Source organism: Streptomyces argenteolus (assembly GCF_042902585.1).
GTDB lineage: Bacteria > Actinomycetota > Actinomycetes > Streptomycetales > Streptomycetaceae > Streptomyces > Streptomyces argenteolus.
On sequence record NZ_JBIBEG010000002.1, the window covers coordinates 14055 to 36990 of the forward strand.

Annotated in this window: 14 protein-coding genes; 7 read left to right on the forward strand and 7 right to left on the reverse strand. The window is 71.6% G+C overall.

What is annotated here, in order from left to right; translation table 11 throughout:
* Nucleotides 1-167: 167 nt before the first annotated feature.
* The gene (locus ACFY8O_RS06735; protein ID WP_145801165.1) at nt 168-920 is read left to right on the forward strand and encodes a response regulator; all 753 of its coding nucleotides are present in this window, start codon (nt 168-170) and stop codon (nt 918-920) included.
* A 72-nt stretch (nt 921-992) separates the two neighbouring features.
* On the opposite strand, the gene ACFY8O_RS06740 is transcribed toward ACFY8O_RS06735, so the two are convergent.
* On the reverse strand, nt 993-2168 hold the full coding sequence (locus ACFY8O_RS06740) for a winged helix-turn-helix domain-containing protein (RefSeq protein WP_387899679.1): 1176 nt from the start codon (nt 2166-2168) through the stop codon (nt 993-995).
* A gap of 9 nt (nt 2169-2177) precedes the next feature.
* Nucleotides 2178-2768, reverse strand: coding sequence for a GNAT family N-acetyltransferase (locus ACFY8O_RS06745; RefSeq protein ID WP_387899681.1), 591 nt, complete (start codon nt 2766-2768; stop codon nt 2178-2180).
* A 240-nt stretch (nt 2769-3008) separates the two neighbouring features.
* On the opposite strand from ACFY8O_RS06745, the gene secA reads away from it, so the two are divergent.
* Nucleotides 3009-5831, forward strand: coding sequence for a preprotein translocase subunit SecA (gene secA, locus ACFY8O_RS06750; RefSeq protein ID WP_387899683.1), 2823 nt, complete (start codon nt 3009-3011; stop codon nt 5829-5831).
* Between the two features lie 569 nt (nt 5832-6400).
* On the opposite strand, the gene ACFY8O_RS06755 is transcribed toward secA, so the two are convergent.
* Nucleotides 6401-6817: an Rv3235 family protein gene (locus tag ACFY8O_RS06755; RefSeq protein WP_145801170.1), complete on the reverse strand. Its 417-nt coding sequence runs from the start codon at nt 6815-6817 to the stop codon at nt 6401-6403.
* Between the two features lie 278 nt (nt 6818-7095).
* On the opposite strand from ACFY8O_RS06755, the gene ACFY8O_RS06760 reads away from it, so the two are divergent.
* The 3 genes from ACFY8O_RS06760 to ACFY8O_RS06770 all read left to right on the forward strand — a co-directional run bounded on the left by ACFY8O_RS06760 (nt 7096) and on the right by ACFY8O_RS06770 (nt 13872).
* Nucleotides 7096-7602, forward strand: a complete 507-nt coding sequence (locus ACFY8O_RS06760; RefSeq protein WP_387899685.1) for a DUF6912 family protein — start codon at nt 7096-7098, stop codon at nt 7600-7602.
* Between the two features lie 74 nt (nt 7603-7676).
* Nucleotides 7677-8348, forward strand: coding sequence for an HAD family hydrolase (locus ACFY8O_RS06765; protein WP_387899687.1), 672 nt, complete (start codon nt 7677-7679; stop codon nt 8346-8348).
* 472 nt (nt 8349-8820) lie between these two features.
* Nucleotides 8821-13872: an NAD-glutamate dehydrogenase gene (locus tag ACFY8O_RS06770; RefSeq protein ID WP_387899688.1), complete on the forward strand. Its 5052-nt coding sequence runs from the start codon at nt 8821-8823 to the stop codon at nt 13870-13872.
* Between the two features lie 90 nt (nt 13873-13962).
* On the opposite strand, the gene ACFY8O_RS06775 is transcribed toward ACFY8O_RS06770, so the two are convergent.
* Together ACFY8O_RS06775 and ACFY8O_RS06780 are read right to left on the reverse strand one after the other, a co-directional pair.
* On the reverse strand, nt 13963-14763 hold the full coding sequence (locus ACFY8O_RS06775) for an ABC transporter ATP-binding protein (protein ID WP_387899690.1): 801 nt from the start codon (nt 14761-14763) through the stop codon (nt 13963-13965).
* Nucleotides 14756-15697, reverse strand: a complete 942-nt coding sequence (locus ACFY8O_RS06780) for an ABC transporter permease (protein ID WP_145801176.1) — start codon at nt 15695-15697, stop codon at nt 14756-14758. The genes ACFY8O_RS06775 and ACFY8O_RS06780 overlap by 8 nt, the downstream gene beginning before the upstream one ends.
* A gap of 141 nt (nt 15698-15838) precedes the next feature.
* On the opposite strand from ACFY8O_RS06780, the gene ACFY8O_RS06785 reads away from it, so the two are divergent.
* A complete protein-coding gene (locus ACFY8O_RS06785; RefSeq protein WP_387899693.1) occupies nt 15839-16444 on the forward strand; it encodes a TetR/AcrR family transcriptional regulator in 606 nt (201 codons plus the stop codon).
* Nucleotides 16445-16648: 204 nt separating this feature from the next.
* Here the strand turns inward: ACFY8O_RS06785 and ACFY8O_RS06790 are convergent, their stop codons facing one another.
* A complete protein-coding gene (locus ACFY8O_RS06790) occupies nt 16649-17035 on the reverse strand; it encodes a VOC family protein (protein ID WP_387899695.1) in 387 nt (128 codons plus the stop codon).
* A gap of 113 nt (nt 17036-17148) precedes the next feature.
* Entirely contained in the window at nt 17149-20700 is a 3552-nt protein-coding gene (locus ACFY8O_RS06795; protein ID WP_387899697.1) for a bifunctional glycosyltransferase/CDP-glycerol:glycerophosphate glycerophosphotransferase, read from the reverse strand.
* A 100-nt stretch (nt 20701-20800) separates the two neighbouring features.
* On the opposite strand from ACFY8O_RS06795, the gene ACFY8O_RS06800 reads away from it, so the two are divergent.
* Nucleotides 20801-22846, forward strand: coding sequence for a bifunctional glycosyltransferase/CDP-glycerol:glycerophosphate glycerophosphotransferase (locus ACFY8O_RS06800; RefSeq protein ID WP_387899699.1), 2046 nt, complete (start codon nt 20801-20803; stop codon nt 22844-22846).
* Nucleotides 22847-22936: the final 90 nt, after the last annotated feature.

Genomic DNA, 22936 nt, shown 5'->3' on the forward strand with positions numbered 1-22936 from the left:
GCCCCTGGAAGCGTCTTCGCGCCACCGGGGGCATCGCGCGTGACCGCGGGGGCATCGCTTGGGGGGCCGGGCATGAAAGCATGGCGTCCCAGGCCAATCAGTGCTCTGCGCACTGCCGTTGGCGGACAGCTTGTGACCTCGGGCCGTGGCCTTCAGGGGGAGGAACGATGGCGGACACCTTCGGGCCCGTGCGCGGGACGAACGATGCCGACAGCGCTGCCGGTGCGGATTCCGGGGCGGACGACGGAGGTTCCCGCAAGGAACCCATCAGGGTGCTGGTGGTGGACGACCACGCCCTCTTCCGCAGGGGCCTGGAGATCGTCCTCGCGCAGGAGGAGGACATCCAGGTCGTCGGTGAGGCGGGCGACGGAGCCGAGGCGGTCGACAAGGCGGCGGACCTGCTGCCCGACATCGTGCTGATGGACGTGCGGATGCCGAAGCGCGGCGGCATCGAGGCGTGCACCTCCATCAAGGAGGTGGCTCCCAGCGCGAAGATCATCATGCTGACGATCAGCGACGAGGAGGCCGACCTCTACGAGGCGATCAAGGCCGGTGCGACCGGTTACCTCCTCAAGGAGATTTCCACCGACGAGGTGGCCACGGCCATTCGCGCGGTGGCGGACGGCCAGTCCCAGATCAGTCCTTCGATGGCGTCCAAACTGCTCACCGAGTTCAAGTCGATGATTCAGCGCACCGACGAGCGCCGGCTCGTACCCGCACCGCGTCTCACCGAGCGGGAGCTGGAAGTGCTCAAACTCGTCGCCACGGGCATGAACAACCGTGACATCGCCAAAGAACTGTTCATCTCCGAGAACACGGTGAAGAACCACGTCCGCAATATCCTGGAGAAGCTTCAGCTGCACTCCCGGATGGAAGCGGTCGTCTACGCGATGCGCGAGAAGATCCTCGAGATCAGGTAGCGCTTTCGAGGGCGGAGAGCGCCCCGGAGCGCTCCGGCCCAAGGCGACGGGGAGTTCCGGCCGGCGGAGCCCCTAACCGAGGATGCGGGCGATCTCGGCGGCGAGCGGCTCGCGCAGCTCCGGAGCCTCGACCCGCTCCAGCCGCACGTCCGTGCAACCCACCCAGGACGCGGCCTCCACGAGCGCCTCGGCCATCGGCGCCACGGACTTACCCCCGTCCAGGGACACCTGGCGGGCGACCAGCGTGGTCCCCTCCCTCGCCGGGTCGACCCGGCCCCGCAGCCGTCCGCCCGCCAGCAAGGGCATGGCGAAGTAGCCGTGGATCCGCTTGGGCCGGGGGACGTACGCCTCCAGGCGGTGGGTGAAGCCGAAGATCCGCTCCGTACGCGCCCGTTCCCAGATCAGCGAGTCGAAGGGGGACAGCAGCGTCGTGCGGTGCCGGCCGCGTGGCTCCGAGGCCAGCGCCTCCGGGTGGGCCCAGGCCGGCTTCGCCCAGCCCCGCACCGACACCGGGACCAGCCCGGATTCCTCCACGACGGCGTCGAACTGCTCGCCCTTGAGCCGGTGGTAGTCCGCGATGTCCGCCCGGGTGCCGACGCCCAGTGAACGCCCGGCCAGTGCCACCAGGCGCCGCGCGCACTCGGCGTCGTCCAGGTCGTCGTGGAGCAGGGCGGCGGGAATCGCGCGCTCGGCGAGGTCGTAGACCCGCTTCCAGCCACGTCGCTCGGTGCACACCACCTCGCCGTACATCAGGGCGCGTTCGACGGCGACCTTGGAGGCGGACCAGTCCCACCACTCTCCGCCGTTCTTCGCGCCGCCGAGCGCGGTCGCCGTCAACGGGCCCTCGGTGCGCAGCTGGTTGATCACCGTCTCGTACGCCCCGTCGGGGAGGTCGTGGGCCCACTGCGGCCGGGAGCGGTAGGCGCGGCGGCGGAAGGCGAAGTGCGGCCACTCCTCGACGGGCAGGACGCACGCGGCGTGCGACCAGTACTCGAACGAGCGGCCCCCCGACCAGTACGCCTCCTCGACCGCGCGCCGGCCGAGCGCCCCGAGACGGGCGTACGGCACGAGTTCGTGCGACCTGGCGAGGACGGAGATCGTGTCGAGCTGGACCGCCCCGAGATGGCGCAGTACCCCCGGGACCCCGCTCCGGCGGTCGGGAGCGCCCAGGAGGCCCTGGGCGCGCAGGGCGATCCGGCGTGCCTGGTCGGCGGAGAGTTCCAGAGCGGGCTGCGGCACAGACGTCATGGGGCGACCCTAGGGGGCGCCACTGACATCGGGGGCCGGGATGTACGGAAGGGTGCCGGGCAGTCCCAGATCGGCCGGGAGCAGCGAGCCGGACCAGGTGTCACGCCGTACGCCCTTGTTGAGCAGGGCCGCTCGTTGGTCACCCTCCATGCGGAATCCGGCACGCAGCGCCACCTTTCGTGACGGGGTGTTGCCGATCTCGGCCCGCCATTCCAGGCGATCCGTGCCGAGGGCGGAGAAGGCCCAGCGGGCGGCCCCGAGCACCGCCTCGGTCATGAGGCCGGCGCCGCGGTGTTCCCGGGCCGTCCAGTACCCGACCTCGTACGTACCCGGGGATTCGCGGCGGTTGAGGCCGAGCGCGCCGACGAGGGGCCCGCCGGGCCGGAGCAGCACCGCGAAGTTGTACATCGAGCCGTCCTGCCAGCCCGCGGGCGAGAGCTTCCGTGTGAAGAGCTCCGCGTCCGCACGGGTGTACGGCGAGGGGACGACCGTCCAGCGCTGGATCGCCGGATCCTGGCACGCCGTGTAGGTCGCCTCCGCGTCCTCGGGCCCGAAAGGCCGCAGGAGCAGGCGTTCGGTGGTGACCGTGGTGGTTTCCATGCACGGATTCTGGTCAGCGCGGGCGCGGGATGCGAACACTTTTCGGGCTGCCCGGCACCTTCCGTCCCCTCTGTCCGTTGTCCTGGAGGGGTGCGGCGGGGACAACGCGGCAGCAGCCCTCCCGGCGTGGTGGGGTCCTCGCTTACGATGGCCGTTGCGGTAGGGCCTACCTGCCGTGCCCGCGCCAGAGTCCATCACACGACCCAGTGCCAGGCCCGACCGGCAAGGAGACCAGCCTCAGTGTCCGTCTTCAACAAGCTCATGCGTGCAGGCGAAGGCAAGATCCTGCGCAAACTGCACCGCATCGCGGACCAGGTCAGCTCCATCGAAGAGGACTTCGTCAACCTCTCCGACGCCGAGCTGCGGGCGCTCACCGACGAGTACAAGGAACGGTACGCGGACGGCGAGAGCCTGGACGACCTGCTTCCCGAAGCATTCGCGACCGTCCGTGAGGCCGCGAAGCGCGTTCTCGGACAGCGCCACTACGACGTACAGATGATGGGCGGCGCCGCCCTGCACCTCGGCTACGTGGCCGAGATGAAGACCGGTGAGGGCAAGACCCTCGTCGGCACCCTGCCCGCGTATCTCAACGCGCTCTCCGGCAAGGGCGTGCACCTGATCACGGTCAACGACTACCTGGCCGAGCGTGACTCCGAGCTGATGGGCCGGGTGCACAAGTTCCTCGGCCTCGAGGTCGGCTGCATCATCGCCAACATGACCCCGGCGCAGCGCCGTGAGCAGTACGCCTGCGACATCACGTACGGCACGAACAACGAGTTCGGCTTCGACTACCTCCGCGACAACATGGCGTGGTCCAAGGACGAGCTCGTCCAGCGCGGCCACAACTTCGCCATCGTCGACGAGGTCGACTCGATCCTCGTCGACGAGGCCCGTACGCCGCTGATCATCTCCGGCCCCGCCGACCAGGCCACCAAGTGGTACGGCGACTTCGCCAAGCTGGTCACGCGCCTGACCCGGGGCGAGGCGGGCAATCCGCTGAAGGGCATCGAGGAGACCGGCGACTACGAGGTCGACGAGAAGAAGCGGACCGTGGCCATCCACGAGCCCGGTGTCTCCAAGGTCGAGGACTGGCTCGGGATCGACAACCTCTACGAGTCGGTGAACACCCCGCTCGTCGGGTACCTCAACAACGCGATCAAGGCCAAGGAACTCTTCAAGAAGGACAAGGACTACGTCGTCATCGACGGCGAAGTCATGATCGTCGACGAGCACACCGGCCGTATCCTCGCCGGCCGCCGCTACAACGAGGGCATGCACCAGGCCATCGAGGCGAAGGAAGGGGTGGACATCAAGGACGAGAACCAGACCCTCGCCACGATCACCCTCCAGAACTTCTTCCGTCTGTACGACAAGCTCTCGGGCATGACCGGTACGGCGATGACCGAGGCCGCCGAGTTCCACCAGATCTACAAGCTGGGCGTCGTGCCGATCCCGACGAACCGGCCGATGGTCCGCGCCGATCAGTCGGACCTGATCTACCGGACCGAGGTCGCGAAGTTCGCGGCGGTCGTCGACGACATCGCGGAGAAGCACGAGAAGGGGCAGCCGATCCTGGTCGGCACCACCTCCGTCGAGAAGTCCGAGTACCTCTCGCAGCAGCTCTCCAAGCGCGGTGTCCAGCACGAGGTCCTCAACGCCAAGCAGCACGACCGTGAGGCGACGATCGTCGCCCAGGCCGGCCGCAAGGGCGCCGTCACGGTCGCCACGAACATGGCCGGCCGAGGCACCGACATCAAGCTCGGCGGTAACCCGGACGACCTCGCCGAGGCGGAGCTGCGCCAGCGCGGTCTGGACCCGGTGGACCACGTCGAGGAGTGGGCCGCCGCCCTGCCCGCCGCGCTGGAGAAGGCCGAGCAGGCCGTGAAGGCGGAGTTCGAAGAGGTCAAGGAGCTCGGCGGGCTCTACGTGCTGGGCACGGAGCGCCACGAGTCGCGGCGAATCGACAACCAGCTGCGCGGTCGTTCCGGCCGTCAGGGTGACCCGGGCGAGTCCCGGTTCTACCTCTCGCTGGGCGACGACCTGATGCGGCTGTTCAAGGCCCAGATGGTCGAGCGCGTGATGTCGATGGCCAACGTTCCCGACGACGTCCCGATCGAGAACAAGATGGTGACCCGGGCGATCGCCTCCGCGCAGTCGCAGGTGGAGCAGCAGAACTTCGAGACGCGCAAGAACGTCCTGAAGTACGACGAGGTGCTCAACCGGCAGCGTGAGGTCATCTACGGCGAGCGCCGGCGCGTGCTGGAGGGCGAGGACCTCCAGGACCAGATCCGTCACTTCATGGACGACACGATCGACGACTACATCCGCCAGGAGACGGCGGAGGGCTTCGCCGAGGAGTGGGACCTGGACCGGCTGTGGGGTGCCTTCAAGCAGCTCTACCCGGTGAAGGTGACGGTCGCCGAGCTGGAGGAGGCCGCGGGCGACCTGGCCGGAGTCACGGCCGACTTCATCGCCGAGTCGGTGAAGGACGACATCCACGAGCAGTACGAGGAGCGCGAGAAGACGCTCGGCTCGGACATCATGCGTGAGCTGGAGCGGCGCGTGGTGCTGTCCGTCCTGGACCGCAAGTGGCGTGAGCACCTCTACGAGATGGACTACCTCCAGGAGGGCATCGGCCTGCGGGCCATGGCGCAGAAGGACCCGCTGGTCGAGTACCAGCGCGAGGGCTTCGACATGTTCAACGCCATGATGGAGGGCATCAAGGAGGAGTCCGTCGGCTACCTGTTCAACCTGGAGGTCCAGGTCGAGCAGCAGGTCGAGGAGGTCCCGGTGCAGGACGCGGGCGAGCGGACCTCGCTGGAGAAGCAGGGTGCGCCGGTGGCCGCCGCGGCCGGGCGTCCGGAGATCCGGGCCAAGGGCCTGGACGCTCCGCAGCGCCCGGACCGGCTGCACTTCTCGGCTCCCACGGTCGACGGCGAGGGCGGGGTCGTCGAGGGCGACTTCACCAACGGTGACGCCGCGCGCTCCGAGGGCGACGGGCTGACGCGTGCGGAGCGCCGCAAGGCGCAGAAGAGCGCCGGCGGGCGGCGCCGCAAGAAGTAGCGGAACGCGCCACCACGCGAGCGCGCTCCCCGCGGGGCGTGTCTCGCATCCGTGGTGGCGCGGCCCGCGCGGGGCGTGCTTCCACCCGTGGGGGAGCACCTTGCCCTGAACGCGCTTCGACGCGAGGCGCACGTTCCGTGGAACGTGTGCCTGCGAGACGCGTGCCGGCAGGAGCATGGGCAGAACGGCGTGGCCCGGACATCACACGGTGTCCGGGCCACGCCGTTCTGCGCTTCCCGTGGACCGCGCCTCCCGCCTCGCACCGGTGGTGGTGCCTCTCGCGGACCGCGCCTCGCCGAATGTGCGCCCTCCACCTCCGGCGGGCCCCGCGAGACCGCTCGCCGGTAGGCGTATCCGGCCAGCGGCACGGGGCGGACATCACGCGCGTGTCCGACCCCGGACCGTTCTCCGGGGTTCTCCGGCCCTCACGAGGCGTGGCCCGTCTCCATGTGCCTGCCGAGGGTTTTCAGGGGCTCTGGCGCCCTTGTGCGGCTCCGTGAGGCCCGGTGCGCGGTGGACCGTGCGGTCGCGAGAGGGGCGCCTGACCCGGCCGTCGGCGGACAGCACGGTCATTTCGCCGTGCAGAGGCGTTCTCCTCCCAGGTCGATGGCGGCGCAGCGCCAGCGCAGGTCGGGGCCCTGTTCCAGGCGGAAGGCCATGGCGCGTACCCGCTCGCCCGTGGCGATGCTGGCGAAGGCCTCGACGACGCCGTCGGCCGGCTGGGTGCCGTGGCAGGTGCGGACGACCGGTCGCCCGTGGCCCGCGCCGAGGGGGGCGTCCGGGGCGAGTTCGGCGAGCTGGTCGTACGCCTCGCCGATCGTGTGGCCCAGCATCCAGTGCACCGGGCGCTGGCCGCTCAGGACGGCGAGCAGGCGTTCCGCGAACCACTGGTGCGGACGCAGAGGCCTCCGCGGGCGTTGTGCCGGTACCGTGCCCGGCCTGCTGCGGTCGTGCCGTCCGGCCGGCCTCGTCCTGTCCGTGCTCATGCTCGTAGCCCCCGTGGCTGCTGTCCGGCGCCCGGGAGTACCGGGCGGTAACTTCTGCTGGGGACCTTCTACGGGGCCGGTCGGCGGCCCCGCAAGCGAGGCGGGGGCCGTGGCGCGCGCCGGCCGGGATCACCTATCCAGGTGACGGGCCCCGCGCCGCAAGGGAACGGCGGGGGTGACGGCCGTCGCGGGGTGGACGGCAGGGGGTGGATCGGCAACCCCGAAGGGGGACGCCGCACGTATCCTGATGGCGTCATCGACTACGAAAGCGGTCAGCCATGCGTGTGTACGTCCCCCTGACACTCTCCGGTCTTGCCGCGGTGCACGGGGCGGGCGAGATCGGACCGGGGCCGCTGACTGCCTACGCCGTGACGCCGGGGCTGCGTGAGTGGTACGTCTCCGACGACATCGAGGAGCTGGAGTACGCGGCGCTCAACCGGGCCGCCGCCGCTTCGCTGCGGCTGATCGCGGCGAAGCCGGACGAACCCCGGCGCCGCGTCGTCGTCGCCCTCGACGTGCCGGACGGCGCGGCTGTCGCCGACCCGGATCACGTCCTGGACGCCGCCTCCCTCGGTGAGGTGCGGATCGCTGACGCGGTGGCGCTGTCGAAGGCCGCGGCCGTGCACGTCGACGCGGACGACGCCGAGAAGGACGTCGCCGCGGCTGCCTCGGCCCTGGGGGCGGCCGACCTCGGTGACGACGACGCCCGGTTCACCGTGGACGGCGCGGAGGACCACGAACTCCTGTGGTTCGGAATCCAGGAGATTCCCGGCCTCCTCGCCTGAGGGCACCGGGTCGCGGAAGCGCCGGCCGAGGGCTCGACGGGGCGTCTGTCGTACCCGGCGAGTATTTTCTCTCCATGGCGACATCGGCAAAGCACCGCACCCATCTGGTCTGGGACTGGAACGGCACCCTGCTCGACGACATCGAGGCCGTCCTCGGGGCGACGAACGCCGCGTTCGCGGAGGTCGACCTCGCTCCGCTCACGCTGGAGCAGTACCGCGAGACGTACTGCGTGCCGATACCCAAGTTCTACGAGCGGCTCATGGGCAGGCTGCCCACTCCCGCCGAGTGGGAGCGGATGGACGGCCTCTTCCACCGTCACTACACCGAGCAGCGGGTCGCCTGCGGGCTGACCGCCGGTGTGGAGGAGCTGCTGGACCGCTGGAAGCGGGCGGGCGGCAGCCAGTCGCTGCTGAGCATGTACGGCCACGAGCACCTGGTCCCGGTGGTGCGGGCGTACGGCATCGAGCGTCACTTCCTGCGGGTCGACGGCCGCACCGGGCCCTCGGGCGGCAGCAAGGCGCAGCACATGGCGCGCCACTTCGAGGTGCTGGGCGGCATCCCTCCCGAGCGGGCGGTCGTCATCGGTGACGCGGTCGACGACGCCGTGGCCGCGGCGCACGTCGGGGCGCGTGCGGTGCTCTACACGGGCGGTTCGCACAGCCGGGCCAGCCTGGAAGGCGCGGGTGTCCCCGTGGTGGACACCCTGGCCGAGGCGGTGACCCTGGCAGGGCTGATGGCGGAGTGAGGTTCCACGCGACGGGCGCCGCCCACGTCGCCCACCGCTGAGGCTCCACCCGACAGGTGCCGCCCACGCCTCGCACGCCGCCCACCGCTGCCGCTCCCTGCGCTACGCGCCGCACGCACCCGTTACGTGTCGCGAGCGTCTCCGGGCGATGTCCAGAGTGTCAAAGTTCGGGATGTTCTTTTGTACATATGCGGCTCATGACGGTTGTGGGTGCGAGAGGGATAGCCTGGGGCCGTGATCAGCGCGATACGCCTCGGGGGCAGCGAAGCCCCCGGCCTGCGCCCGGAGTGCCACAGCACCCGGGCGATCCGCGATCTCCGCATCCCGGGCGGTCTGCCGAACATGGCCGATATGGTCCCGGGAATCTCCCCAGGCGGCATAGCGTCGATCCAGACCGGAAACCCCGCGTCGTGGCGGTACGTCGTCGTTTACACCTACGTCACGCAACGGCGCGCGACAGGAGCCAGAGGACATGCAGACCAAGCTGGACGAAGCCAAGGCCGAGCTGCTCGCACGGGCGGCCCGGGTAGCTGACAACAGTCCGGGCGGTGGTGTCGGTGGCCCGGGAGGCGGCCTCCGGGTGCACCTTGCCGAAGCAGGGACCGCAGCCGGGACCGGCAGCGAAGCCGCGGACGGCACCGAGGCCGGCCAGGGTGAACCGTCGGCCCAGGAGATGCTGCTCGCCTATTTCCAGCGCTACTACCTGCACACCGCTCCGGAGGACATCACCGACCGCGACCCGGTCGACGTCTTCGGCGCCGCTTCGTCGCACTACCGGCTCGCCGAGAGCCGTCCGCAGGGCACGGCCAACGTCCGGGTGCACACGCCGACCGTCGAGGAGAACGGCTGGACGAGCAGCCACTCCGTCGTCGAGGTCGTCACCGACGACATGCCCTTCCTGGTCGACTCGGTCACCAACGAGCTGTCCCGGCAGGGCCGGGGCATCCACCTCGTGATCCACCCGCAGGTGGTCGTCCGCCGCGACGTCACCGGCAAGCTGATCGAGGTGCTCGCCGAGGACCGCCCCCGGCGCGACGGCACCACCGGCGCCAAGGGCCGCAAGGAGGCCAGGGCCGAGCTGCCGCACGACGCGCTCGTCGAGTCCTGGATCCACGTCGAGATCGACCGGGAGACGGACCGTGCGGACCTGAAGCAGATCACCGCCGATCTGCTCCGTGTCCTGTCCGACGTACGGGAGACCGTCGAGGACTGGGACAAGATGCGCGACGCCGCGCTGCGGATCGCCGAGGACCTGCCGTCGGAGCCGCTCGACGAGCTGGCCGACGAGGAGGTCGAGGAGGCGCGCGAGCTGCTGCGCTGGCTCGCCGCGGACCACTTCACCTTCCTCGGCTACCGCGAGTACGAGCTCCGCGACTCCGACGCGCTGACGGCGGTCCCCGGGACGGGGCTCGGCATCCTGCGCTCCGACCCCAAGCACAGCGAGGACGAGGCCCACCCGGTGAGCCCGTCCTTCGACCGGCTCCCCGCCGACGCCCGGGCCAAGGCGAGGGAGCACAAGCTCCTCATCCTGACGAAGGCCAACAGCAGGGCGACCGTGCACCGCCCCAGCTACCTCGACTACGTCGGCGTGAAGAAGTTCGACGCCGACGGCAACGTCATCGGCGAGCGGCGCTTCCTCGGTCTCTTCTCGTCCGCCGCCTACACCGAGTCGGTGCGCCGGGTGCCCGTGGTGCGCCGCAAGGTCGCCGAGGTGCTGGAGGGGGCGGGCTTCACGCCCAACAGCCACGACGGCCGTGACCTGCTCCAGATCCTGGAGACCTACCCGCGTGACGAGCTGTTCCAGACCCCGGTCGACCAGCTGCGCTCCATCGTCACCTCCGTGCTGTACCTCCAGGAGCGCCGCCGGCTCCGGCTCTACCTGCGCCAGGACGAGTACGGGCGCTACTACTCGGCCCTCGTCTACCTCCCCCGTGACCGCTACACCACCGGGGTGCGGCTGCGCCTGATCGACATCCTCAAGGAGGAACTGGGCGGCACCAGCGTCGACTTCACGGCCTGGAACACCGAGTCGATCCTCTCCCGGCTGCACTTCGTGGTCCGGGTCCCGCCGGGCACCGAGCTCCCGCACCTCACCGACGCCGACGCCGACCGCATCGAGGGACGCCTCGTCGAGGCCGCCCGCTCCTGGGCCGACGGCTTCCAGGAGGCGCTGAACGCCGAGTGCGGCGAGGAGCGCGCCGCCGAACTGCTGCGCCGTTACGGGCAGTCGTTCCCCGAGGGGTACAAGGCCGACCACTCCCCGCGCGCGGCCGTCGCCGACCTGGTCCACCTCGAAGCGCTCAAGAGCGAGCGCAAGGACTTCGCGCTCAGCCTGTACGAGCCGGTCGGCGCGGGCCCCGCCGAGCGCCGGTTCAAGATCTACCGGACCGGTGAGCAGGTCTCGCTCTCCGCCGTCCTCCCCGCGCTCCAGCGACTCGGTGTCGAGGTCGTCGACGAGCGGCCGTACGAGCTGCGGTGCGCCGACCGCACGCACGCCTGGATCTACGACTTCGGGCTGCGCCTGCCCAAGAAGGGCACCGGCAACGGCGACTACCTCGCCGGCGACGCCCGGGACCGCTTCCAGGAGGCCTTCGCCGCGATCTGGACCGGCGAGGCCGAGAACGACGGCTTCAACTCGCTGGTCCTGGGCGCCGGTCTCGACTGGCGTCAGGCCATGGTGCTGCGCGCCTACGCGAAGTACCTGCGCCAGGCGGGTTCGACCTTCAGCCAGGACTACATGGAGGACACCCTCCGCAACAACGTCCACACCACCCGGCTGCTGGTCTCCCTCTTCGAGGCCCGGATGTCCCCGGCCCGGCAGAAGGCCGGCACGGAGCTGACCGACGGGCTGCTGGAGGAGCTGGACGGGGCCCTCGACCAGGTCGCGTCGCTGGACGAGGACCGGATCCTGCGGTCCTTCCTCACCGTCATCAAGGCCACGCTCCGGACGAACTACTTCCAGCTGGCCGACGACCACGAGCCGCACAACTACGTCTCGATGAAGTTCGACCCGCAGGCGATCCCCGATCTCCCGGCGCCGCGACCGGCGTTCGAGATCTGGGTCTACTCGCCGCGCGTCGAGGGTGTCCACCTGCGCTTCGGCAAGGTCGCCCGCGGCGGGCTGCGCTGGTCGGACCGCCGGGAGGACTTCCGTACGGAGATCCTCGGCCTGGTCAAGGCGCAGATGGTCAAGAACACGGTGATCGTGCCGGTGGGCGCCAAGGGCGGCTTCGTCGCCAAGCAGCTGCCCGACCCGGCCGTGGACCGTGACGCCTGGCTCGCCGAGGGCATCGCCTGCTACAAGATCTTCATCTCGGCGCTGCTCGACATCACCGACAACATGGTCACCGGCGAGGTCGTCCACCCCGCCGAGGTCGTCCGGCACGACGAGGACGACACCTACCTCGTGGTCGCCGCCGACAAGGGGACCGCGAGCTTCTCCGACATCGCCAACGACGTCGCCGTCGCGTACGGCTTCTGGCTCGGCGACGCCTTCGCCTCCGGCGGCTCGGCCGGCTACGACCACAAGGGCATGGGCATCACCGCCCGCGGTGCCTGGGAGTCCGTGAAGCGGCACTTCCGTGAGCTGGGCCACGACACCCAGACGGAGGACTTCACCGTCGTCGGCGTCGGCGACATGTCCGGTGACGTGTTCGGCAACGGGATGCTGCTCTCCGAGCACATCCGGCTGGTCGCGGCCTTCGACCACCGGCACATCTTCATCGACCCGGACCCGGACGCCGCCACCTCGTACGCCGAGCGGCGCCGGCTGTTCGACCTGCCGCGCAGCTCCTGGGCGGACTACAACACGGACCTGCTGTCCGCCGGTGGTGGCATCCACCCGCGTTCCGCCAAGTCGATCCCGATCAACGCGCACATCCGCGCGGCGCTCGGCATCGAGGGCAAGGTCACCAAGATGACGCCCGCCGAGCTGATGCAGAACATCCTCAAGGCGTCCGTCGACCTCGTGTGGAACGGCGGTATCGGCACCTACATCAAGTCCTCGGCCGAGTCGAACGCCGACGTCGGTGACAAGGCCAACGACGCGATCCGGGTGAACGGCGCGGACCTGCGGGCCCGTGTCGTCGGCGAGGGCGGCAACCTCGGGGCGACCCAGCTCGGCCGTATCGAGTTCGCCCGGGCCGGCGGCCGGATCAACACCGACGCGATCGACAACAGCGCCGGAGTGGACACCTCGGACCACGAGGTGAACATCAAGATCCTGCTCAACGGCCTCGTCAGGGACGGCGACCTGACCGTGAAGCAGCGCAACAAGGTGCTCGCGGAGATGACCGACGAGGTCGGCCAGCTCGTGCTGCGCAACAACTACGCGCAGAACGTCGTGCTCGCCAACGCCTGCGCCCAGGCCCCTTCGCTCCTCCACGCCCACCAGCGCTTCATGCGCAAGCTGGGCCGTGACGGGCACCTCGACCGGGCGCTGGAGTTCCTGCCGAACGACCGCCAGATCCGTGAGCTGCTGAACCACGGGAAGGGCCTCAGCCAGCCCGAACTGGCCGTGCTGCTCGCCTACACCAAGATCACGGCGGCGGAGGAGCTGATCTCGACCAGCCTGCCGGACGACGCGCACCTGCAGAAGCTGGTGCACGCCTACTTCCCCCAGCAGCTGAGCGAGCGCTTCCCCGAGGCCGTCGAGGGTCACGCGCTGCGCCGCGAGATCATCACGACGGTGCTGGTCAACGACACGGTCAACACCGGTGGCTCGACGTTCCTGCACCGGCTGCGCGAGGAGACCGGGGCGTCGCTGGAGGAGATCGTGCGGGCGCAGTTCGCCGCCCGCGAGATCTTCGGCCTGTCCGCCGTGTGGGACGCCGTGGAGGCGCTGGACAACAAGGTCGCCGCCGACGTGCTGACCCGGATCCGGCTGCACGCGCGCCGGCTCGTCGAGCGCGGCTCGCGCTGGCTGCTCGGCAACCGCCCGCAGCCGGTCGCGATCGCGGAGACCGTCGCGTTCTTCCGCGACGGGGTCGAGCGCGTCTGGAACGAGCTGCCCAAGCTGCTCAAGGGCGCCGACACCGAGTGGTACGAGTCGATCCGCGACGAGCTCACCTCGGTGGGGGTCCCGGAGGAGCTGGCGATCAAGGTGGCCGGATTCTCCTCGGCCTTCCCGGCCCTCGACATCGTGGCGATCGCGGACCGTACGGACAAGGACCCCCTGGCGGTCGCCGAGGTGTACTACGACCTCGCCGACCGGCTGGGCATCACCCAGCTGATGGACCGGATCATCGAGCTGCCGCGGGCCGACCGCTGGCAGTCCATGGCCCGCGCCTCCATCCGTGAGGACCTGTACGCGGCGCACGCCGCGCTCACCTCGGACGTGCTGTCCGTCGGCGACGGGGCCTCGTCGCCCGAGCAGCGGTTCACGGCGTGGGAGGAGAAGAACGCGGCGATCCTGGCGCGTTCGCGCGCCACCCTGGAGGAGATCCGCAGCTCGGAGGCGTTCGACCTGGCCAATCTGTCGGTGGCCATGCGGACCATGCGGACGCTGCTGCGTACGCACGCCTGACCCCAGGCGGCCGAGCGGGCCGCCCCCCAGCCGTCCGCCGGACGGGCCTCCCCGGCCCGTCCGGCGGACGGTGTCACGTCTGCCGCGCGTTCACTTCTTGGGTTTCTTCGGCTTCACGGGCCCGGTGAACTCCTCGTACGCGGCGACGACCTCCTTGGCCGGTCCGTCCATCCGCAGCGTGCCGGCCTCCAGCCAGATCGCCCGGTCGCAGGTCTCGGTGATGGACCTGTTGCTGTGGCTGACGAGGAAGACCGTGCCGGCCTCCTCGCGGAGCTCCATGATCCGGTCCTTGCTGCGCCGCTGGAACTTCGCGTCGCCGGTGGACAGCGCCTCGTCGATCAGCAGGACGTCGTGGCTCTTGGCGGCCGCGATGGAGAAGCGCAGTCGCGCGCCCATGCCGGAAGAGTAGGTGCGCATCGGCAGGGTGATGAAGTCGCCCTTCTCGTTGATCCCGGAGAAGTCGACGATGTCCTGGTAGCGCGCGCGGATCTGCTCGCGGGTCATGCCCATGGCGAGACCACCGAGCACGACGTTGCGCTCCCCGGTCAGATCGCTCATCAGGGCCGCGTTGACGCCGAGGAGCGAGGGCTGGCCCTGGGTGTGGACGCGGCCCTTCGACGGCGGCAGCAGGCCCGCGATCGCCTTCAGGAGCGTCGACTTCCCGGAGCCGTTGGAGCCGATCAGGCCGATGGCCTCGCCCTTGTACGCGGCGAAGCTGACCCCCTTCACCGCGTGCACCTGGCGTGCGCCCCGCGGCTGCCTGCGCGAGACGATCCGGTTCAGGGCGGAGGTGGCGCTCCCGCGCCCGGTGCGGGCGCCGTTGACCGTGTAGGTGATGTGGACGTCGTCGACGACGACGGTGGGCACACGTGAATCGAGGGTGTCAGCCACGTCCGTACCTCTCCTCGGCCTTCCAGAAGTAGACGAAACCGCCGATGCCGCACAGGAGCGCCCAGCCCGTCGCGATCGCCCACACGTGCGGGGGCAGCTGCGCCCCGGTGAAGCTGTCGATCAGGGCGTAGCGCATCAGGTCGATGTAGACGGCGGCCGGATTGCATTCGAGGGCCAGCAGGACGAGACGCGGCACCCGGTCGGCGGTGAGCAGGGTGTCGAGGCTCCACATCACGCCGGAGGCGTACATCCAGGTGCGCAGGATGAAGGGCGTCAGCTGGGCGATGTCGGGGGTCTTGGCCGCCAGCCGGGCCATGACCATCGAGACGCCGGTGTTGAAGAGTGCCTGGAGGGCGAGCGCGGGGATCGCCAGCAGCCAGGAGGGCCGCGGGTACTGGCCGAACACGAGCAGGATCAGGAAGAGGGCGCCGAGGGAGAACAGCAGCTGCTGGAGCTGCTGGAGGGCGAGGGCGATGGGGAGGGACGCGCGCGGGAAGTGCAGGGCCCGGACGAGTCCGGTGTTGCCGCTGATCGCCCGGGTGCCGGCGGTGATGGAGCTGGAGGTGAAGGTCCAGATGAAGACGCCGGTGACGAGGAAGGGCACGTAGTCGGGGACTCCGTGCTTGGTGTTCATCAGGACGCCGAAGATGAAGTAGTAGACCGTCGCGTTGAGCAGCGGGGTCATGATCTGCCAGATCTGCCCCAGCTTCGCCTGGCTGTACTGCGCGGTCAGCTTGGCCGTGGCGAATGCCGTGATGAAGTGCCTGCGCCCCCAGAGCTGCTTGACGTACGCGCCGAGTGAGGGGCGGGCCCCGCTCACGGTCAGCCCGTGCCGGGCGGCGAGAGCGGCCAGCTCGCCTGGTTCGTACACGGGGAGGAGGGCGGGAGATGCGGTGTCCACCGGGGCCGGCGGGGCTGCTGTCTGGCTCACCACGATCGCTTTCGACGGGGGCGGGGGGAACAGGGCGAACAGAGCGGGCTCGATGGGACGGCACCGTATCGTCGCAACGCTGAGACTAGGACGTGTGTACGTCGCAACGCAACCGTTTCGTCGTTACGGTCTATCATTCGGGCCATGACCACCGAACGGCGAACCGGGCGCCGCACCCCGGCAGGTGCCGCGGTGCTGCGCGAGGACGTGACCGACGCGATCCGCGGCGCCGTCTTCGACGAGCTGGCCGCCGTGGGCTTCGCGCGGATGTCCATCGAGGGCATCGCCAGGCGGGCCGGGGTGGGCAAGACCGCGGTCTACCGCCGCTGGAAGTCCAAGCTGCATCTGGTCCTGGACCTGGTCGCCGCCGTCGCGGCCCAGGGCATGCCGGCGCCCGCCACCGGTTCGCTGTACGGCGACGTACGCTCCGTGCTCGAACTGGCCGCGTACGCCCTGCGCCATCCCGTGGCCTCGCAGGTGATCCCGGACCTGCTGGTCGAGGCGGCGCGTAACCCGGAGATCTCCGGCGCGATCAAGGCGGCCCTGCTCGACCAGCAGCAGGGCGTGGCCGCCGTGGTCGTACGGGCGGCGGTGGAACGCGGGGAACTGCCGGAGGGCAGCGACCCGGACCGGGCACTGGACCTGATCGTCGGGCCGCTCTACTGGCGCCTGGTCGTGGTCCGGGGCGATCTGCCGAAGGGATACCTGGACGACCTCGCGGCCTCGGCGGTCCGGGCGCTCAAGGCCTGACCGGCGCGCGAGCGGGCGCGAGGCCCCGGCGCGCCGCGCACGGCCCGGGCGCCGGGTGCCTCTGTGCCCCGCGCGGCTTCGCCTGCCCGGCGGTCCCGTGCGTGGGGGCCCGGGCGGTGTCCCGGGGAGCGTGTGTTCCGCGTCCGTGTGCGGCTCCGCGCGTGGGCGCCCCGGGCCGCCCGGGGAGTGCGTGGCGGTGCGGGACTAGGCGCTGTGCACGATCTGGATGAGGTTGCCGCAGGTGTCGTCCAGGACCGCCGTGGTGACCGGGCCCATCTCCACGGGCTCCTGGATGAAGCGCACCCCGAGCCCGCGCAGCCGCTCGAACTCCGCCGGCACGTCGTCGACCGCGAAGGACGCGGCGGGGATGCCGTCCGCGACCAGCGCCGTCTTGTACGGCTTCACCGCGGGGTGGCCGTCGGGTTCCAGGAGCAGTTCGGTCCCCTCGGGGGCTTCCGGCGAGACGACCGTCAGCCACCGGGCCGCGCCGAGCGGGATCTCGTGCTTCTTCACGAAGCCCAGCACGTCGGTGTAGAAGCGCAGGGCCTTGTCCTGGTCGTCGACGAACACGCTGGACAGATGAATCCTCATGGGGCGCTCTCCGGTGAGTCGGGTCCGAGCCACCGCGCCGCGATGCGCTCGAGCGTTCGGTGTTCAGGGTGCCTTCCGGGGCGCGCCCACGCCACCTGCCGCACCGGGCGCCTCTAGGCGCCACCGTCCACGGCGAGCAGCCGGTCCACGATCCTGCGTGCGGCCCCGCCGTCCGCCGGTCCGCAGTGGTCCCGCCGGAAGGTCCCGTACGCCTGCGCGTGCGGTGCCGTCGCCGCGGGCACCTCCCGCAGGGCCTCGATCACCTCCTCGGTGGTGGCGAGCAGGGGGCCGGGGGCGCGGGCCTCGAAGTCCAGGCAGAAGCCGCGCACCGTGTCCCGGTAGTGCTCCAGGTCGTAGGTGTGGAAGAGCATCGGCCGGCCGGTGTGGGCGAAGTCGAAGGCCAGCCCCGAGTAGTCCGTGACCAGCACGTCGGCGATCAGCAGCAGCTCCGACGCGTCCGGATGGGCGGACACGTCGCGCAGGGAGGCGTGCGCCGGCACGCTGCCGGTCACCCGGGGGTGCCTGCGGACCAGCACGGTCGTACGCGCGTCGAGCGTCCGCGCCAGTTCGGCCAGGCCGAGCGCGGGATCCCAGCGGTACAGCGGGGCGGACCCGGCGGGAACACCGGCCGGCGGGTGCGCGAGATGGTCGCGGTAGGTCGGGGCGTACAGCACCACGCGCCCGCCGTCCGGAACGCCGAGCCGGCGGCGTACCCGCTCGGCCGTCCTGTCACGGTCCGGTGTGCACAGCAGGTCGGCGGCCGGGGAGCCCGCCTCCAGCACCTCGCCGTCGTAGGCCAGGGCGCGCCGCAGGTGAGGGGTGGCGTACCCGGCGGGGGAGACCAGGACGGACCACTGGGCGGAGCGCTGCGCCAGGGTGGCGAGCTCCTGGTGGTCGGCGTAGAGCGAGCCTTCGAGGTCCAGGCCGAACCGGCCGAGCGGGGTGTCGTGCCACGTCTGGACCACCGTCTGACCCGGCCGGCGTGCGAACCAGACCGGCAGCGGACCGGCCGCGACGATGTGACGGGCCCGGGCGAGCGCCTCGTACCAGGCGGTGCTGTGTGCCACGACCGGTGTCGCGGTGGAGGGGACGCGGCCCGCGGAGCCCGCCGAGCCGTCGGTGACCCAGAGCTGCTCCGCATCGGTGCTCCGGCGCACGAGCTCGGCGTGCACGGCGCGCGGGGAGCCCTCGCCGGTGTACAGCACGGCGTCCCGCAGCGGCAGCTTCCGCTGAGCCGGGTGGTGCGCCGTGCGCAGACGGCGCTGGTGGTACGCGCTCCGCTCGGCGTCCCCGAGCGCCGGCGCACCGTGCACGGTCAGCCGGTCGCCGTGACGGCGGTCGAGCCGGAACCGCGCCCCGGCGGCCCCCAGGGGCAGGCGCGCGGCGAGCGCGGCCCCCACACGGACGGGGCGGCCGTCGAGGAGTACCTCCCACTCGCCCTCACGCGGCGGCTCGGCGAGGACGGCGGCGAAGGCGCCTTCCGTCGTCCCGTCACCCCTCTCGACGGGGACGGGCACCGTGTCGCCGAGGGCGCTGTGGCGCAGTTCGAGCGCGCCGGACGAGGCCCCGCGGACGTCGATGCGCAGCCCGCCGGCGGGAGCGGGTCCGGCGCTCACCGCGAGCGGTTCGGCGGTCACCTCCACCACCAGACGGCCCGCCGGGTCGGCGAAGGCGGGCGGCGGCAGCTCCGGGGCGGCGGCGAGCGGCACGCGGGTGCCGTCCGCGTCCTGGAGCGCCACCAGCCAGCGCCCGCCGGTACGCCCGCCGGGCCCGCCGGGCTCCACGGGCCCCCCGGGCCGCAGGACGCCGGTCGTCCGTCCGGCCGGTGCCGACGCGGTAGTCGTCCCGTCGGCCAGCGCCGACAGCGGGACGCGGGCGTGGAAGAGGCCGGAGCCCGCGCCGTCACGCCGGTCCGCGCCGCCGGGCCCACCAGTGCCGCCGGGTCCGCCCGCGCCGCTGCTTCCGTCCTCCGTGCTCACCTCGCCCGCATCCCCGTCGTCGTCCTCGTACGTCACCGGGCAGACGTGCTCCGCGGCCCCGTCACGGGTGAGCACGAGAGCGGTGGGCCGGGTCTCCCCGTACAGCCGGCCGGTGAGTCGCAGGGTGCCGGACCCGCCGTCGTGGGCGACCGCCAGGGCGGGCAGGCGCGTCACGGTCAGTTCGAGCCGGCCCTCCCGGTAGCCGAGCACCGCGCGCAGGCCCCCGCCCAGGTCGTGGACCAGAGGTTGCGCCGCACCCGCCTCCACGGCGCGCAGGGCCGCCCGCCGCACGACGCCGTGGCCGGCCACCACCACGCCCACCAGCCAGCGCCCCGCCCCCAGACGCCCGGGGTCCAGGACCATCTCGAAGCCGGCGTGGTCGTAACAGTGGCTCTCCTGGCCGGAGTCGGCGGTGGCCCGGTCCGTCCGGACCGTGCGGACCGGCACGGCCCTCAGCCGCCGGCCCCCCGCCTCCCGCACGAGCCCCGCCTTCAGCGACTGCCGGGCCGTGGCCGCCGGTAGGTTGCGGACGTACGCGTAGCCCCGCAGCCGCAGCCGGCCGTCCTCGCCCCAGGACGACTCCACCAGGCGTGCCACGGCCGGGAGATCGCCGCGGCCCAGGCGTGCCGACGCGCTCCGGCCCTCCGCGATCCCGGGGTGCGTGGCGCGCCGCCGCCCCGGCAGCCCTTCGACGGTGAACGTGCCCGCGCCGTTGGCCCGTTCGAACTCCAGGACCGCCAGCAGGTCGTCGAGCCTGCGCTCCCGCACCAGTTGCCAGCGGATGCGCGCCTCGGCCGGCAATCCGGTCAGGGCCGCGTCGCCCGCCCGGTCGAGGAAGACGCCGGCGTCCTGCATGAACGCCGAGCGGTAGGCGGGGCCGCCCATCGGCAGTCCCTCCATGAAGTACACGAAATCGTCCCGCAGGCAGGACGTGTCGTAGCGCAGCCTCTGCGCGGGCCCGCGGTCCGCCAGGAACGCGCTGACCTGCTCGCAGGCCGCGATCCGGTCGCGTACGCCCCGGACGTCCGTACGCCGCCGGGTGATCGAGCCCTCCCGCACCCGCCAGTGGTAGACGTGGCGGTGCAGCACGTCCACCGACCCGGCGAGGTAGTGCGCCGGGATCATCACCGGGGTGTCCTCGTAGAGCTTGCCCACCGGGAACGTGAAGGAGTGCCGGTCCCAGAAGGTCCGCCGGAACACCTTGTTCCAGGCCACCCGGTCGGCCAGCAGGCGCGCGTCGCGGGTGATGTGGGTGCGCGGGCGGTCCTCGGTCAGCCAGCGGTACTGCCAGGCCTGCTGCCTTCCCCGGTCGTTCAGCCGCCACACGTTGCCCGTCACCAGGTCGGAGCCGGTCGACTCCAGGGAGGCCAGCATCCGTGCGTACGCGTCCGGGACGACGACGTCGTCGCTGTCGGCGAACGCGAGATACGGAACGCCCGGTGTGGTGTGGGCGATCCCCGTGTTCCGGGCGGCGCTGAGGCCCGCGTTGGACTGGCGGACGCAGCGGAAGCGGGGGTCGCGCGCCGCGAAGTCCCGGGCGATCCGGCCGCTCCCGTCCGTGGAGCCGTCGTCGACGAGCACCACCTCGATGTCCGCCAGGGACTGGCCGGCCAGTGAACGGAGGCACTCCTCCAGGTAGTCCTCGACGTTGTGCACGGGAACGACGACGCTGAGGAGTGGCTTCATGTACGGCTCAACCCGGGGGAGCGCCTCGGGTCACGCCGTTGACCCGAACGGGTGAAGACGCGTAGGGCGGTCCGTGCCGTCCGCACTACGCTCGGCTGCCATGCTCCTCAGTGTCGTCGTGACAGCCCACCGTGTTCAGGGGTACCTCAGGGCGGCCCTGGAGTCGGTGACGGGACAGGCGGATGCGGGGGACTGCGAGCTGATCGTCGTCACCGCGCCCGGCGGGGGCCTGGAACTCGGCATCGCGCGGGAGTTCGCGGAGCGGGACCCCCGGGTCCAGGTGCTGCCGCTGGACCGGCCCTGGGAGAGGGGCGCAGCCCGCAACGCGGGAGCGAGCGCGGCGCGGGGGAGCTATCTGCTCTTCCTCGACGGGCAGGACCTGCTGCTGCCAGGAGCGGCAGCGGAGATCGCCGCGTGCCTGACACCCCACGCTCCCGGCAGATCCGACCCGGCAGGCCCACCCGCCGAGGCCCCCGGCACACCCGACGTGCTGCGCCTCGGCCACGACCGGATCGACCTGTGGGACCGGACGCGGCAGGGCGACGCCCTCCCGCACGCCCGGAGCCAGATCTTCCGCCGGGCCTTCTGGGAGGCCCACGCCCTCCGCTTCACCGAGGGGCTCTACGACGACGTCGTGCCCGTCCACCGCGCGCTGCTCCTCGCCGCTGACGCGGGCACCCTCGGCACGCTCGACCGGATCTGCGTCCGCCACCGCGTGCGCGGCACCGGTGCGCCCGCCACGGCCAGGGACCGGGCGCACTTCGTCGTCGTCCAGGCCTACGAGCGGCTGGCCGCCGAGACGGGCGGCGACCCGCGCGTCACCGCGGTGCGCAGCGCCCATCTGACGGCCGTCCTCGACGATCCCGGCCGGATCGCCCCCGGGGACCGCGCCGCCTTCTTCCGCGCCGCCGGACTGCCCGGCCGCTACACCGCGCAGCGCGCCCGGCGGGCCGCTCTCGCCGGGCGCGCGCGGGCGCGGAGCGCCGCGCGGGCGGGCCGGAAGTCGCTGCGCGCCCAGGTGATGCGTGCCGCGTACCGCGCCGATCTGCACCGCCCGCTGGACCCCTGTCTCGCGGTCTACGGGGCGTACTGGAACCGCGGGGTCGCCTGCAATCCCGCCGCCGTCTACGCCAAGGCCCGCGAGCTCGTCCCGCACATCCGCGGTGTGTGGGTCGTCTCCTCCCGCCACCGTGACCGGATGCCGCCGGACGTGCCTTATGTCATCGAGGGCTCCCGCGCCTACTGGCGGACCATGGCCACCGCGACGTACCTCGTCAACAACTCCAGTTTTCCGGGCGGTTTCACCAAGCGGCCGGGCCAGGTCTACCTCCAGACCCATCACGGGACACCGCTCAAGACCATGGGCCTGGACCAGCGCCCCTACCCGGCCCTCACCAACGGTGTCAGCTTCGAGCGGATCGCCGCCCATGCGGGCCAGTGGGACTTCAGCCTCTCCGCCAACCCGCACAGCACCGAGATCTGGGACCGGGTCTACCCCTCCTCATGCGAGCAACTGCCCTACGGCTACCCCCGCAACGACCTCCTGTGCTCCGCGACCCCGGAGCTGTCGGGGAAGGTCAGGGCGGAACTCGGCATCGCACCCGGCGCGACCGTGCTGCTGTACGCGCCGACCCACCGTGACTACCGCACGGGCTTCCTCCCCCGGCTCGACCTGGACCGGCTCGCCGCCGAACTCGGCCCGGACTGGGTGCTGCTGGTGCGGGCCCACTACTTCTACGGGCGTTCCTCGGGCACGGCGGCCGGGGACCGGGTCGTCGACGTCACCGGGCATCCGCGTGTCGAGGAACTCTGCCTGGCCTCGGACGCGTTGATCACCGACTACTCCTCCCTGATGTTCGACTACGCCTGCCTGGACCGGCCCGTCATCACCTACGCGCCCGACTGGGAGGCCTACCGCGCGGCCCGCGGCACCTACGTCGACCTGCTCTCGGGCCGCCCGGGCGACACCCCGGGGGCGGTCGCCACGACGGAGGCCGGTCTGCGTGAGGTGCTGCTGAGCGGGGCGTGGCGGGCGCCGGAGGCCGAGGCGCTGCGCGCCGCGTTCCGCGCCCGCTTCTGTCCGTACGACGACGGGCACGCGGCGGAGCGCGTGGTGCGGCGGGTCTTCGGCGTGTCCTCCGACTGAACCAGGGGTCACCCGTACGGGGCCGACCCCTTCCGTGTCCCGCCGTCGTTGTGCTCAACAGCGCGCGCACACGGCAACGTCGGGAGAAAC